Annotated in this window: 14 protein-coding genes; 5 read left to right on the top strand and 9 right to left on the bottom strand. The window is 73.8% G+C overall.

What is annotated here, in order from left to right:
- Positions 1-108 precede the first annotated feature (108 nt).
- The 3 genes from ACQP17_RS23775 to sigE form a co-directional block, all read right to left on the bottom strand.
- Positions 109-2,235, bottom strand: coding sequence for a trypsin-like peptidase domain-containing protein (locus tag ACQP17_RS23775; protein WP_433858099.1), 2,127 nt, complete (start codon positions 2,233-2,235; stop codon positions 109-111).
- 123 nt (positions 2,236-2,358) lie between these two features.
- Positions 2,359-3,315, bottom strand: coding sequence for a zf-HC2 domain-containing protein (locus tag ACQP17_RS23770; protein WP_433858098.1), 957 nt, complete (start codon positions 3,313-3,315; stop codon positions 2,359-2,361).
- Entirely contained in the window at positions 3,312-4,007 is a 696-nt protein-coding gene (gene sigE, locus ACQP17_RS23765) for an RNA polymerase sigma factor SigE (RefSeq protein ID WP_364875152.1), read from the bottom strand. The genes ACQP17_RS23770 and sigE overlap by 4 nt, the downstream gene beginning before the upstream one ends.
- Positions 4,008-4,293: 286 nt before the next feature.
- On the opposite strand from sigE, the gene ACQP17_RS23760 reads away from it, so the two are divergent.
- A complete protein-coding gene (locus tag ACQP17_RS23760) occupies positions 4,294-4,977 on the top strand; it encodes an O-methyltransferase (protein ID WP_433859991.1) in 684 nt (227 codons plus the stop codon).
- Positions 4,978-5,163: 186 nt separating this feature from the next.
- Here ACQP17_RS23760 and ACQP17_RS23755 read toward each other — a convergent pair whose 3' ends face one another.
- Entirely contained in the window at positions 5,164-5,331 is a 168-nt protein-coding gene (locus ACQP17_RS23755) for a DUF3117 domain-containing protein (RefSeq protein WP_006603288.1), read from the bottom strand.
- Between the two features lie 322 nt (positions 5,332-5,653).
- Between ACQP17_RS23755 and ACQP17_RS23750 the strand changes: the two genes are divergently transcribed.
- The gene (locus ACQP17_RS23750) at positions 5,654-6,454 is read left to right on the top strand and encodes an enoyl-CoA hydratase/isomerase family protein (RefSeq protein WP_433858097.1); all 801 of its coding nucleotides are present in this window, start codon (positions 5,654-5,656) and stop codon (positions 6,452-6,454) included.
- Between the two features lie 94 nt (positions 6,455-6,548).
- On the opposite strand, the gene ACQP17_RS23745 is transcribed toward ACQP17_RS23750, so the two are convergent.
- Both ACQP17_RS23745 and ACQP17_RS23740 read right to left on the bottom strand, forming a co-directional pair.
- A complete protein-coding gene (locus ACQP17_RS23745; RefSeq protein WP_364875148.1) occupies positions 6,549-7,154 on the bottom strand; it encodes a DNA-3-methyladenine glycosylase I in 606 nt (201 codons plus the stop codon).
- Positions 7,151-7,591, bottom strand: coding sequence for a DivIVA domain-containing protein (locus ACQP17_RS23740; protein ID WP_433858096.1), 441 nt, complete (start codon positions 7,589-7,591; stop codon positions 7,151-7,153). The genes ACQP17_RS23745 and ACQP17_RS23740 overlap by 4 nt, the downstream gene beginning before the upstream one ends.
- 92 nt (positions 7,592-7,683) lie before the next feature.
- Between ACQP17_RS23740 and folP the strand changes: the two genes are divergently transcribed.
- Positions 7,684-8,544, top strand: a complete 861-nt coding sequence (folP, locus tag ACQP17_RS23735) for a dihydropteroate synthase (RefSeq protein ID WP_364875144.1) — start codon at positions 7,684-7,686, stop codon at positions 8,542-8,544.
- Between the two features lie 15 nt (positions 8,545-8,559).
- Here the strand turns inward: folP and ACQP17_RS23730 are convergent, their stop codons facing one another.
- Positions 8,560-9,309, bottom strand: coding sequence for a TIGR00730 family Rossman fold protein (locus ACQP17_RS23730; RefSeq protein WP_364875142.1), 750 nt, complete (start codon positions 9,307-9,309; stop codon positions 8,560-8,562).
- 112 nt (positions 9,310-9,421) lie between these two features.
- On the bottom strand, positions 9,422-10,513 hold the full coding sequence (gene dapE / locus ACQP17_RS23725; RefSeq protein WP_433858095.1) for a succinyl-diaminopimelate desuccinylase: 1,092 nt from the start codon (positions 10,511-10,513) through the stop codon (positions 9,422-9,424).
- Between the two features lie 40 nt (positions 10,514-10,553).
- On the opposite strand from dapE, the gene ACQP17_RS23720 reads away from it, so the two are divergent.
- Both ACQP17_RS23720 and ACQP17_RS23715 read left to right on the top strand, forming a co-directional pair.
- Positions 10,554-11,480, top strand: coding sequence for a heavy metal transporter (locus tag ACQP17_RS23720; protein WP_433858094.1), 927 nt, complete (start codon positions 10,554-10,556; stop codon positions 11,478-11,480).
- Between the two features lie 302 nt (positions 11,481-11,782).
- Entirely contained in the window at positions 11,783-12,247 is a 465-nt protein-coding gene (locus ACQP17_RS23715) for an ATP-binding protein (RefSeq protein ID WP_433858093.1), read from the top strand.
- Positions 12,248-12,330: 83 nt separating this feature from the next.
- Here ACQP17_RS23715 and dapC read toward each other — a convergent pair whose 3' ends face one another.
- On the bottom strand, positions 12,331-13,473 hold the full coding sequence (dapC, locus tag ACQP17_RS23710; protein ID WP_433858092.1) for a succinyldiaminopimelate transaminase: 1,143 nt from the start codon (positions 13,471-13,473) through the stop codon (positions 12,331-12,333).
- Positions 13,474-13,598 lie beyond the last annotated feature (125 nt).

The raw sequence follows: 13,598 nt of genomic DNA, 5'->3' as shown, positions 1-13,598 counted from the left end.
TCCTTGGGTTATCCGCGGCCTTCATAGGCCTTTGGGCCAGGCCGCCTCTCACGGTACCTGGCCCCGCACGTCGGACGGGAGTCACCCGTGCCAACACCGTGCAAACGATCAGCCGGTGCTGGAAGACCCCAGACTGAGCCGAACGGACCGCTCCTTTCCGCCCCTTTGGACGGTCAGCGCCAGCGTGTCCCCGGGCCGGTGGCTGCGGATCTTGACGATCAGCTCCTGGCCGCTGTGCACGGGGGCGCCGTCCACCCCGGTGATCACGTCGCCGGCCTTGATCCCGGCCTTGTCGGCGGGGCCGTCGTGGGCCACCGGCTGCTTGCCGTCCTTGCTGTGCGCGCTGACCCGCGCCCCGTCACCGGCGTACTCCATCTCCAGCGTCACGCCGATCACCGGGTGGGTCGCCCGGCCGGTGTTGATCAGCTCCTCGGCCACCCGCTTGGCCTGGTTGACCGGGATGGCGAAGCCCAGCCCTATGCTGCCGCCCTGGGCGCCGCCCGCCAGGCCGCTGCCGCTGTCCGCCGCGCGGATGGCGCTGTTGATGCCGATCACCCGGGCCCGGGTGTCGACCAGCGGGCCGCCGGAGTTGCCGGGGTTGATGGGGGCGTCGGTCTGCAGCGCGTCCACGTACGACACATCGCTGCCGTCGCCCTTCGCGCCGCCCGCGGTGATCGGGCGCTGCTTGGCGCTGATGATCCCGGAGGTGACGGTGTTGGCGAGGTCGAACGGTGCGCCGATCGCCACGACGGGGTCGCCGACGCGCACCGCGTCGGAGTTGCCCAGGGGCAGCGGCCGCAGCCCCGTGACGCCCTCCACCTGGACGACCGCGAGGTCGTAGCCGCCGTCCCGGCCGACCACGCGGGCCTTGGCCGTCTGGCCGCCGCTGAAGGTCACCGAGATCTCCCCGCCGTCGGCGGCCGGCTCGACGACGTGGTTGTTGGTGAGGATGTGTCCCTGGTGGTCGAGGACGAAGCCGGTGCCGGTGCCCTGTTCGGCGCTGCCGCGGACGTGGATCGTGACCACGCCGGGCAGCGCGGCCTGCGCGATCCCGGCGACGGAGTCGGGCTTGCGGCCGCCCTCGTCCCCGCCGGCCTGCGACAGCTGGATGTCGTTGATGCCGCCGTAGCGCTCGACGTAGGCGCCCACGCCGCCGCCGACACCGCCCGCCAGCAGCGCGAGCGCCACGCCTCCGGCGACCAGCGGCCCCCGGCGGCGCGGAGGAGCCGGCACGACGGGCCCGCCCTGCAGCGGCGCGCTCCAGGGGTCGTACTGCTGCCAGGCGCCGTGCGGTCCGCCGGGGTGGCCGGCGACCGGCGCGGGGTCGCCGGGCGCGGCGGCGTACGGCTGCGGGGCGGGGTCCAGGGGGGCGGGGTGCGCGGCGGCGGGGTCGTGGGGCCCGGGGACGCTGCCGGGGGCGGGCTGCGGGGCCGTGAGGGCTTCGGCGGCCGGGGGGCGCGGTGCGGTGCCGGGGGCGGGCGGTCGGTCGTCGACGGCCGTCCCCGGGGCGGCCGGGTGCCCCGCGGACGGCGGGGACGGGGGCGGGGGCGGGCCGGGGTGGCCCGCGCCGTACGGAGGCGGCGCCGCAGGGGCCGGCGGGAGCACGGTGCCGTGGGCGGGCGTGGCCACCGGCCGCTGTACGGGCGGCGCGGGCGCCCACGGGCCGGGGCCGCCGTAGGGAGGGGTGCCGTAGGGGTCCTCGGGGTGCAGCGGACGCTGGCGTGCCGGCGCCGCGGCCGGGCCGCCGGCCGTCACCCCGGCGAGGGGCGAGGGGTCGGCGGACAACGGAGCGGTCGCGGCGGCCTCCGCGGTCCGCGGGCCGTCCGCCGCCGTCCCCGGCACGCCGCCGGGCACCTTGCCGAGCGTCACGGTCGACGGCTCCGGGCGCGCGTCGCCGGCGCCGTCCTCCGGGGTCCCGGGGGCGTACGGGGCGGTGGCGTCCGATGCCGTGGTGACGGGGGGCGTGGCCGGTGCCGTGGCAGGGCTCGCCGTGCCCTCCGGGGTCCTCGCCAACTCGGCGGTCTGCTCGGCCATTTCGGCCGGAATCGCACCCTCGGACGGGCCGGGCAGCCCTCGCTCCCCCGCGCCGTCGCGCGGCTCCGGGGGACGCATGAGCCAGTCCTCGGCCGACTGCGGCCCGGACGCCTCGGCCCCGGTGGAGGGCTCCGTACGCGCGGTGCCCCCCGGGCGGCTCCACCACTTCAGCTTCGGCCCGGCGGCCTTACCGTCGTCCATGCTCTCCCCAGACTTCGCCCGCGGTCCTGCGCGGGCCACCACCACCTCGCGGCATGCGCCCGCTCAGGGGTGCGCCGCCCAGGGGGATTCAACCAGTTCCGCGCGGGGCCGCGCAGGGGACGGTCAGCGCTGGGCGGGGGTTGAGCCATGTGCGGACGGGCCGGCCGGGGCGGCGGGACCGGTCAGCGGGCGCATGGGCTCCAGCGGGGGCAGCGGCGGCGGATTCTTGCGCGCGGGAGGGCCGCCGGTCGCCGCCGTCAGGGACGGGAGGCCGTAGGCGACGGCCGGACCGTTCGGGGAGGTCTGCGGCGACAGTCCGAAGCGCCCGGCCGGCGCGACCGCGGGCGGGGTGTACGACGGGGAGGGGGAGGCCGCACCGGGGCCGTAGAGGGTCATGGCGCCGGCGGCCGGGGCCAGGGTCGGGCCGCCGGACGGCTGCCGGACGCCCGTCCCGGAACGGCCGGTGGGGAACGGGTCACCGCGCAGCAGCACCTCGCTGTCGGCCGCGGGACTGACGGTGAGCGGGGTGACGGTCGTGCCGTTGCCGTCGGTGCGTGCGCCGGGAAGATCGCCGGTCGCCTCCAGCGGGAAGGCGCCGCCCAGCGCGATCGCCGCGAGGGAGACCGCACCGGCCGCCGCGAAGGCGAACCGGCGCCGCTGACCGGGTCGTTCGGCCTCGTGGACGCGGAAGCCACGGGAGCGGGGCTGGGGGGCGATGCCGGCCAGGGCGTGGCCGGAGTGGTTCCGGGAGGCGACGTAGGAGAACGCGCCGCTGTCGCGGGCGAATTCGCCGCGGCCGAAGCTGCCGCCGTCGAGCCGGCTGCCGGGGCCGCCCGGGTCACCGCCGGGCAGTTGCTGCAGCCGCGCCAGCAGCCCCTCGGAGGGGTCGGGGGGCGCGGTCTGCGCGAAGACACTCTTGAGCCGACGCTGGGCGTCGGCCTCCGCCTTGCATTTGCCGCAGGTCGCCAGGTGCGCGAGCACCCGCTCGCGCGCGTCGTGCTTCAACTCGCCGTCGACCAGGGCCGCGAGGCGGTCGCCGAGATGCTGCTCGGCGGGGGACGGACCGCCGCTGCCGCTCACGCGATTCCGACCTCCCCCGTGGGCACCACGGCCAGCGACCGCCGCTGCTCACGCTCTTCGGCGCGGGTGGCCGGGGCCCGGTGCTTGAGGGACTTGCGCAGATGGGAGCGGCCGCGGTGGATCCGGCTGCGGACCGTGCCGAGCTTGACGCCGAGCGTCGCGGCGATCTCCTCGTACGACAGGCCCTCGATGTCGCACAGCACCACGGCGGCGCGGAACTCGGGCGCGAGGGTGTCCAGCGCCTGCTGCACATCGGCGTCGAAGTGGGTGTCGTTGAAGTGCTGCTGCGGGGAGGGCTCGCGGCTGGGGAGCCGCTCGGCGGCGTCGTCACCGAGCGCGTCGAAGCGGATGCGCTGGCGGCGGCGGACCATGTCCAGGAAGAGGTTGGTCGTGATGCGGTGCAGCCAGCCCTCGAACGTGCCGGGGGTGTACGTCGACAGCGAGCGGAAGACGCGGACGAACACCTCCTGGGTGAGGTCCTCGGCGTCGTGCTGATTGCCGGTGAGGCGGTAGGCGAGGCGGTAGACCCGTGCACTGTGGGTGCTGACGATCTCCTCCCAGCTGGGCGGAGTCCACGCCTGCGCATCCGCGTCTGCGGCGAAGGTCGCGGTCGTTGCGGAGTCGGCGATGGGGGTCCCCCCACTCGAGCGGAGTCGAGAGTGGGGGAGGAAACGGTCAGCGGTGTTGGTCACGGATTTCGGCTCGGCGAACGACCTTTTCAAGCGCCTCAGCACTCGACGGTCCCCCGTCGCAGCCGCACCTCCCCTGGTGGCTCTGGTGGTGTCCAGTAGAGCCCCTACCATATCCACCTCGCCCGTTAGCTCCGGATAAGCAGTTTTGACCTGCATTTGGTCCTGCTTCTGGCCTTGCCCCGTGTCTCGCGCGGTCTTCACCGGTGCGTCCCCCCGTCCTCCGTCCACCCCTCTTCAACGCCCGGTCCCATCTGCGAGTTCCCGCATGCAGCGGATACAGTCACGGTTGCGTCAACTACGGGGACAGGAGAGGGCCATTACCGGCAACCGGCAGACGATCTTGGCATTCGCCGAGGCGTACGGCGCCGGGACCATCGACGAGGCCGCCGAGGCCGCCCTGACCTGGGCACGTGACCGTGCGCAGGAGGCCGGCATCCGTACGGTGACCAGCGGCACCGGCGCGGCCCTGCGCCTGCTCGCCGCCGCCGCGGACGCCAAGGCCGTCGCCGAGATCGGCACCGGCACGGGCGTGTCGGGCATCCATCTGCTGCACGGCATGCGCCCCGACGGGGTGCTGACCACCGTGGACCTCGAACCCGAGCGGCAGGCGTGCGCCAAGCAGGCGTTCCGCGCCGCGGGCTTCGCCGGCAACCGCGCCCGCTTCATCCCCGGCCGCGCCCTGGACGTCCTGCCCCGCCTCGCGGACGGCGGCTACGACCTCGTCTTCTGCGACGGCGACCTGCTGGAGTACCTGGAGTACCTCGCTGAATCGTTGCGTCTGCTGCGCCCCGGGGGCCTGGTCTGCTTCGAGGGCGTCTTCGCGGACGGCCGTACGGTCGACTCGGCGGTGCAGCCCGCGGAGGTGCTGCGGCTGCGGGAGCTGCTGCGGGCCGTCCGGGAGAGCGCGGCGCTGGTGCCGGCGCTGCTGCCGGTGGGCGACGGACTGCTCTGCGCGGTCAAACGCGGCTGACGCCGTCACCCCCGTGGGGTGAAAAGTCCCGGGACGCGGGGCGGGCACGGAATCCGAGGAGCACGGGAGACGCAAACGGCCCCGGCATGCGGCGCGCAGAATGTGCGCGCCGCATGCCGGGGCCGGGGTTTGTCGGCTGGGGATACCGGGGTCAGCCCCGGGAAACCGCCGGTTGCGCCGCCCTTGTCAGACGGTGACCTTGTCCAGGGCCTCACCCAGGGCCTTGGCTTCGTCGGGGGTCAGCTCGACGACGAGCCGCCCGCCGCCTTCGAGCGGAACGCGCATGACGATGCCCCGCCCCTCCTTGGTCACCTCGAGCGGGCCGTCGCCCGTCCGCGGCTTCATGGCCGCCATGCTCGTTCCCCTTCCTGAAACCAGCTCATCTCAGCCGACGGCCCGGATAGGCGCGTGTCACCGGCATCGAACACATTGCTTCCAGGCCATTATCCCGCATCGAACGACCCGATGACCAACATCGGACAGCATCCCTTCGGCAACGCACTCCTCAAACCCCCTCAATTCGGTGAGCGGGCTGCGATACTTCGCCGACCGCCGTCCCCCGGCGCGCCCGCATTCTTTGATGTACGTCACATGCCGGGGCCCGATGATCTCCGGCATCCTGAGCGCTGACTGCCGCTGCCGCGCAGTCCGAGCCGCGACGGAGGGGACTCCCACTATGGCCGACACCGTGCTCTATGACGTGACCGACGGGCTGGCGACGATCACGCTCAACCGCCCCGACGCGATGAACGCGCTGAACATCGAGGCGAAGGTCCTGCTGCGGGACACCCTGGAGGAGGCCGCCGCCGATCCGGCCGTCCGGGCCGTTCTGCTGACCGCCACCGGGCGCGCCTTCTGTGTCGGGCAGGACCTCAAGGAGCACATCGGCCTGCTGGCCGAGGACCGGGCCACCGGCTCCGGCGCCACCATGAACACCGTGCGTGAGCACTACAACCCCATCGTGACGGCGCTGGCCGGGATGCCCAAGCCCGTGGTCGCGGGCGTGAACGGGGTCGCGGCGGGTGCCGGTGCGGGCTTCGCGATGGCCGCGGACTACCGCGTCGTCGCCGACTCGGCGTCGTTCAACACCTCCTTCGCGGGCGTCGCGCTGACCGCCGACTCCGGGATGTCCTGGACGCTGCCCCGGCTGATCGGCCAGGGCCGGGCTGTCGACCTGCTGCTCTTCCCCCGCAACATCAGCGCCCAGGAGGCCTTGGACCTGGGCATCGCCAACCGGGTCGTGCCGGCCGCGGAGCTGGCCGAGCAGGCCGCGGCCGTCGCCCGGCGGCTGGCGCAGGGCCCGACCGCGGCCTATGCGGCGCTGAAGGAGTCGCTGGCCTACGGGGCGGGGCACTCGCTCACCGAGACGCTCGCCAAGGAGGACGAGCTGCAGGGCCGCGCCGGGGCGTCGGAGGACCACCGGATCGCGGTCGAGGCCTTCGTGAACAAGGAGAAGCCGGTCTTCCTGGGGCGCTGACCCCGGCCGCCGCCGGGGCGGCTCCCGGCCGCTCCCCCCGCCGGCCGGTCCCGGCTCCGCGGTGCCCGGCCCGGCGCCGCCCGCCGGGCCCCGGTCAGCGGGCCGCGGTCTCCACGGCCCGGCGGACATGGCAGTCCGCCAGATGGTCGTTGACCAGGCCGCACGCCTGCATCATCGCGTACGCGGTGGTGGGGCCGACGAAGCGGAAGCCGCGCTTCTTGAGGTCCTTGGCGAGCGCCGTCGACTCCGGGGTCACCGGCGGCACCTCGGCGACGGTGCGCGGCACCGGCCGGGCGGCCCGGTCGGGGGCGTAGGACCAGATCAGGCCGTCGAGTTCGCCGGGGGCCAGTGCGGCGGCGACCTTGGCGTTGGCGAGCGTCGCGGCGATCTTGGCGCGATTGCGGATGATGCCGGGGTCGGCGAGCAGCCGCTCGGCGTCGGCGTCCGTGAACCGCGCGACCTCCGGGATGCGGAAGCCGGCGAACGCGGCGCGGAAGCCGGTGCGGCGGCGCAGGATCGTCAGCCACGAGAGCCCGGACTGGAACGCCTCCAGGGTCATCCGCTCGAAGAGGGCGTCGTCGCCGTGGACCGGGCGGCCCCATTCGGTGTCGTGATAGTCACGGTAGTCGGCCATCTGCGGCGACTCCATGCCCCACGGGCAGCGCGGCACGCCGTCCGGTTCGCGCACCACTCCGCTCATGTCCGCTCCTCGCCTTCCGGGGCCGCGGGGGCGCCGGGCCCGTCCACGGCCTTCCCGCCGCCGGTGTCCTCCCGCGGCGCCTGCTCCGGTCCCAGGACGGGCGGGCCGTCCTGTATCAGCCCCGGGCCGCCCATCGCGGAGGCGTGCGCCCCGGCGAGCGCCGCCTCCAGCTCGGCGATCCGGGCGTCGCGCTCGGCCAGCTCGGCGCCCAGGCGGTCCAGGGCGTCGTCGACGTCGTTCATCACATAGCCACGCACGGTCACCGGGAAGCGGACGGCCTCCACATCGGCGCGGCCCAGCGGGCGGTCCTGCGGCAGCGGGTCGTGCAGCCGGTCCGGCTCGGCATCCCGCAGCCCGCCGCCGTCACCCCCGCCGACGACCACGAGCGTGACCGCGCCCACCACCACGACCATCGCGATCAGCAAGAACCAGAACACGACCAACTCCCCGGACTATGTGCCTGCACTGATCGTGCCATGCGGGTGTGACAGTTAGGGTCGCCCCCGGACCACGGAGAGGGAGTCAGGGAATGCTGCGGCTGGGGAATCGCGAGTTCGGGGCGCACGAGCCGGTGATCATGGCCATCGTCAACCGGACGCCGGACTCGTTCTACGACCAGGGCGCCACGTTCCGTGACGAGCCCGCGCTGGCCCGCGTGGAGCAGGCCGTGGCCGACGGCGCCGCGATCATCGACATCGGCGGGGTCAAGGCCGGTCCCGGCGAGGAGGTCACCGCCGAGGAGGAGGCCCGCCGCACGGTCGGGTTCGTGGCCGAGGTGCGCAAGCGCTTCCCGGACGTGGTGATCAGCGTCGACACCTGGCGCCACGAGGTCGGCGAGGCGGTCTGCGAGGCCGGCGCGGATCTGCTCAACGACGCCTGGGGCGGCGTCGATCCGAAGCTCGCGGAGGTGGCGGCGCGCCACGGTGCGGGCCTGGTGTGCACGCACGCGGGCGGCGCCGAGCCGCGTACCCGCCCGCACCGCGTCACCTATGACGACGTGATGGCGGACATCCTGCGGGTGACGTGTGAACTGGCCGAACGGGCCGTCGCGTTGGGTGTCCGGCGGGACGCGGTCATGATCGACCCGGGGCACGACTTCGGCAAGAACACCCGGCACAGCCTGGAGGCGACCCGGCGGCTGGGCGAGATGACGGAGACCGGCTGGCCGGTGCTGGTGTCGTTGTCCAACAAGGACTTCGTCGGCGAGACCCTCGACCGGCCGGTCAAGGAGCGGGTGCTCGGCACCCTGGCGACGACCGCCGTCTCGGCCTGGCTGGGCGCGCGGGTCTACCGCGTCCACGAGGTCGCCGAGACCCGTCAGGTGCTGGACATGGTGGCCTCGATCGCCGGCCACCGGCCCCCGGCGGTCGCCCGCCGGGGCCTGGCCTGATCCGGACGACACCCCCTAGATGCCGACCTCCTTGGTCACCAGCGAGACCGTCTCGTCCACGTCGTCGCTGAGGTGGAAGAGCTCCAGATCGTGCATCGACGCCTTGCCCTGGGCGATGAGGGTGTCGCGCAGCCAGTCGACCAGCCCGCCCCAGTAGGCCGTGCCGAACAGCACGATCGGGAAGCGGGTGACCTTGCGGGTCTGGACGAGGGTGAGCGCCTCGAAGAGTTCGTCGAGGGTGCCCAGCCCGCCGGGCAGCACCACGAACCCGCGGGCGTACTTCACAAAACACGTCTTGCGGACGAAGAAGTACCGGAAGTCGACGCCGAGGTTCACATAGTCGTTCATGCCCTGCTCGAAGGGCAGCTCGATGCCCAGCCCGACGGAGGTGCCACCGGCCTCGTTGGCGCCCTTGTTGGCGGCCTCCATGGCGCCCGGGCCACCGCCGGTGATCACCGCGAACCCGGCCTCCACCAGGGCCCGCCCGAGCCGGACCCCGGCGTCGTACTCCTTGGCGTCCCGCGGGGTGCGGGCCGAGCCGAAGACGCTGACGGCCGGGCCCAGCTCGGCCAGCGCGCCGAAGCCCTCGACGAACTCCGACTGGATGCGCATCACGCGCCAGGGGTCGGTGTGCACCCACTCGGACGGGCCTTCGGAGTCCAGCAGCCGCTGGTCGGTGGTGCCGGCCTGCACCTGCTCCTGGCGGCGCAGTACGGGGCCCAGCCGCTGCTCCTCGGGGACCGGTGCTCCCTCGGGACTGGCCATGTCGTGCTCCCTCCGCTGGCAGTACGTGTGCCGTTTCAGCCTAGATCCGCCGAGGTGAAGTGCAGGGGAATTCGGGGCGGAGGGGAACGGTCGGCGGCCCGGCCCGCCGAGGTCAGGCGGTCAGCCAGGCGCGCAGCCGCTCCTCGCAGTGCAGGATGCGCTCGGTGGCGACCCGCTCGTCCCTCTTGTGCGCGAGCAGCGGGTTGCCGGGGCCGTAGTTGACGGCCGGGACTCCCAGCGCGCTGAAGCGGGAGACGTCGGTCCAGCCGAACTTGGGGCGGGCGCTGCCGCCGACGGCCTCCATGAACGCCTTGGCCGCCGGGTGGGACAGTCCGGGCAGCGCGCCCGGGGAGTGGTCGTCGATGACGAACTCGTCCACGGGACAGTCCGCGAAGACCTCCCGCACATGGGCCACCGCCTCCTCGGGGGTGCGGTCCGGGGCGTAGCGGAAGTTCACGGTGACCGTGCAGGCGTCCGGGATGACGTTGTTGGCGACGCCGCCCTCGACGCGCACGGCGTTGAGGCCCTCGCGGTACTCCAGGCCGTCGATGACCGGGTGGCGCGGCTCGTACGCGGCGAGCTTCGCCAGGATCGGGGCGGCGGCGTGGATTGCGTTGGCGCCCATCCAGCCGCGGGCGGAGTGGGCGCGCTCACCGGTGGTGCGCAGCAGGACGCGCAGGGTGCCCTGGCAGCCGCCCTCCACCTCGCCGTCGGAGGACTCCAGGAGGACGGCGAAGTCACCGGCGAGCCAGTCGGGGTGGGCCTTCGCGACGTGGCCGAGGCCGTTGAGGTGGGCGGCGACCTCCTCGTTGTCGTAGAAGACGAAGGTCAGGTCGCGGTTGGGCGCGGGGACCGTGGCGGCCACCCGCAGCTGGACGGCGACGCCGGACTTCATGTCGCTGGTCCCGCAGCCCCACAGGAAGCCGTCCTCGTCGAGCCGGGAGGGCACGTTGCCGGCGATGGGCACGGTGTCGAGGTGTCCGGCGAGCACCACCCGCTCGTCGCGGCCGAGCCGGGTGCGGGCCACGATGTTGTTGCCGAACCGGTCGACGGTCAGGTGCGGCAGGGCGCGCAGGGCGTGCTCGACGGCGTCGGCCAGGTCCTTCTCGTTGCCGCTCTCGGAGGGGAAGTCGACCAGCCGCGCGGTGAGCTCGGCGGCGTCGAGCGACAGGTCGAGGGCGGGATGCTGTCCGGTGTGCTCCATGGATCCGACCCTATCCGGAGCACTCCAGTACGGTGGGCCCGTGTCCGCCTCGCCCTCGTCCTCGCCGTTCCGTGCCCGCAGGTGGCGCATCGCCGCAGCCGTGGCCGTGCTGCTGGGGCTGGTCGGCTATCTCGTGGTGCAGTACGTCACCGGCGGCCCGGGGGCGCCGCACTGCACGGTGCGCGCCGAGGACGGCTCCGACGACTACGAGCTGTCGCCCGAGCAGGCAGCGAACGCCGCGACGATCTCGGCGGTGGCGTCCTCGCGCGGGCTGCCGGAGCGGGCGGTGACCATCGCGCTGGCGACCGCGATGCAGGAGTCGGGGCTGCGCAACATCGAATTCGGCGACCGGGACTCGGTCGGACTCTTCCAGCAGCGGCCCTCGCAGGACTGGGGCACCGTGCAGCAGATCATGGATCCGGTGTACGCGGCCGGGGAGTTCTACCGGCATCTGGAGAAGGTGCCCGGGTATTCCCGGCTGCCGCTGACCGTCGCCGCCCAGAAGGTGCAGCACAGCGGCTTTCCGCAGGCCTACGCCAAGCACGAGGCGAATGCCGCGCGGCTGACCGGGGCACTCACGGGGCGTTATCGGGACGCCATGACCTGCACCGAGAGCGGGCCGGTGAACGCGCAGGCGGGCGGCGCCGCACAGGTACGCGAGAAGCTGGTGCGGGAGTTCGGCCGGGAGGTACTCCCGGGGGCGGCCGCGACCGCCGGCGGGGCGGCCGGTCAGGGGCGCGGGGTGACGATACCGGTGCGGCAGTCCGGGCCGGGAGCGGGCGAGGCCCCGCGGCGCGGCTGGGAGCTGGCGACGTGGGCCATGGCGCACTCCGCCGAGCTGCGCATCGAACAGATCTCTTACGCCGGCCGGACGTGGCGTGCGGCCGATTCCGGGAAGGGCTGGCAGGTGAAGCCGGCGGTCTCCCCGGCGGCGGCACACGACGTTCGTATCATCACCGCGCAATAGTTTGCCCGGTCCCCCGAAAGGGGTACCGACGTCAATTCCCTTTGTGTGCACGGAAGTTGGCGAGAACCCTTTCCCGAGTGCCGTCAATTGCCTTGCACCCAAAGGGCCGTGACGTTTCCGCGGAGCCTTTGTCCGTGCACATATTGCCCGCCTTTATCCAGGGCCGATTATGTGACGCGTTACCAACTCTTTACCGGAGTTCACCGCAACCTTCGGGGTTCTGAAGCGGTAGTCAGTGCGTCCGCCCGGCGGACATGGCACATCTGTCAGAAGTCCGAGTCCTTCTCCGTAAAAGGAGCACCATGTCCCTCCCCGTTACGCGTCGGATCGCCCGAGCCGCCCTGCTCGTTGCAGCGGGTGCCGCTCCCGTGGTCGCTGCGGCCGGTTCCGCGAGCGCCGTGGAACTGCCCGCCAAGACGCCCGACCTGGGCGGGCTGACGGCGCCCCTGGAGTCCAAGAACACCAGCGCCACCCTCGACCGCACCGCGCACCACGGTGTCGGCCTGGTCAACGAGGCCGGCAGCAAGGCGGCCACCAAGCTCGCCCCGGCGCTCGTCGAGACCGCCGCACCGGCCGTGAAGAAGGCCATGCCGCTCACCCAGGGCGCCGCGGACAAGGCCGAGGCCCTGGTCCGCCCGATCGCCGCGCACGGCGTCTCCACCAACTCGCTGCCGCTCGACGCGGCCAAGGGCCTGATCGGCTCGTCCCGCGGCCTGCTCGGCCCCGCCCAGGGCCTGCTCGGCGGTCTGCCGCTCGGCGGCCGCTGACCGCGATCGGCCCGCGGCACGCGCAGGGGCCCGGGGAGTTGACGCTCCCCGGGCCCCTGCGCGTGGTCATGCGCGCCGGCGGCTCACGGCGCCAGGCGGCGCACCGCGGCGTCCACCCGCTCATCGGTGGCGGTGAAGGCGATCCGTACGAAGCGCTCCCCCGCGGTGCCGTAGAACTCGCCGGGGGCGACGAGGATGCCGCGGTCGGCGAGCGCGGCGACGGTGTCCCAGCAGGGCTCGTCACGGGTGGCCCACAGGTAGAGCGAGGCCTCGCTGTGCTCGATGCGGAAGCCCGCGGCCTCGAACGCGCCGCGCAGCGCGGCCCGGCGGCGGGCGTAGCGGGCGCGCTGCTCGTCGACGTGGGCGGTGTCGCCCAGCGCGGCGACGGTGGCGGCCTGGACCGGCGCGGCGATCATCATGCCGCCGTGCTTGCGGATCTGGAGCAGATCGCCGAGGACCGCGGGATCGCCGACGAGGAAGGCGGAGCGGTAGCCGGCGAGGTTGGAGCGCTTGGACAGCGAGTGCACCGCGACCAGGCCGTCGGTGGAGCCGCCGCAGACGTCCGGGTGCAGCACGGAGACCGGGTCGGCCTCCCAGCCCAGTTCGAGGTAGCACTCGTCGCTGACGACCAGGACGCCGTGCTCGCGTGCCCAGGCGACGGTGCGGCGCAGCTCGTCGGCGCCGAGCACCCGGCCGGTGGGGTTGGACGGCGAGTTCAGCCAGAGCAGCTTCAGGCCGTCGGGGTCGAGGGCGCAGGGGTCGTCGTAGACGACCGGTTCGGCGCCGGCCAGGCGGGCCCCGACCTCGTACGTCGGATAGGCCAGGCGGGGGTAGCCGACCTTGTCGCCGGGGCCCAGGCCCAGATGGGTGGGCAGCCAGGCCACCAGCTCCTTGGAGCCGACGACGGGCAGCACATGGGTGTGGTCCAGCCCCGTGGCGCCGAGGCGGTCCGCGGCCCAGCCGGTGAGCGCGTCGCGCAGCGCGGCGGTGCCCCACACGGTGGGGTAGCCCGGGCTGTCGGCCGCCGCGGTCAGCGCCTGCTGCACCAGCGCGGGGACCGGGTCGACCGGGGTGCCGACGGAGAGGTCGACGATGCCGTCGGCGTGCGCGGCGGCGGTGGCCTTGTACGGCTCCAGCCGGTCCCAGGGGAAGGCCGGGAGCCGTTCGCGGAGCGACTCCCCGGAAGGGTGGTGGGAGACGGGCCGGGGAGTGGAGGGTGCGCCCACGGTGCTCTCTTTCTGGTGGTGCTCGGACCCGGCGGACATGCCACGGTCCCGTACGGAACGGGCCGTACGGGACCGGGCGGCGCCGTGCGACCGCTGACGAACCGGGAAGCAAGAGGGAGCGGGCG

The sequence above is a fragment of the Streptomyces kronopolitis genome (assembly GCF_050953795.1).
Taxonomy (GTDB): Bacteria; Actinomycetota; Actinomycetes; order Streptomycetales; family Streptomycetaceae; genus Streptomyces; species Streptomyces kronopolitis_A.
Note: the sequence above shows the minus strand (reverse complement) of the source record. Positions and strands in the feature narration are given on the sequence as shown.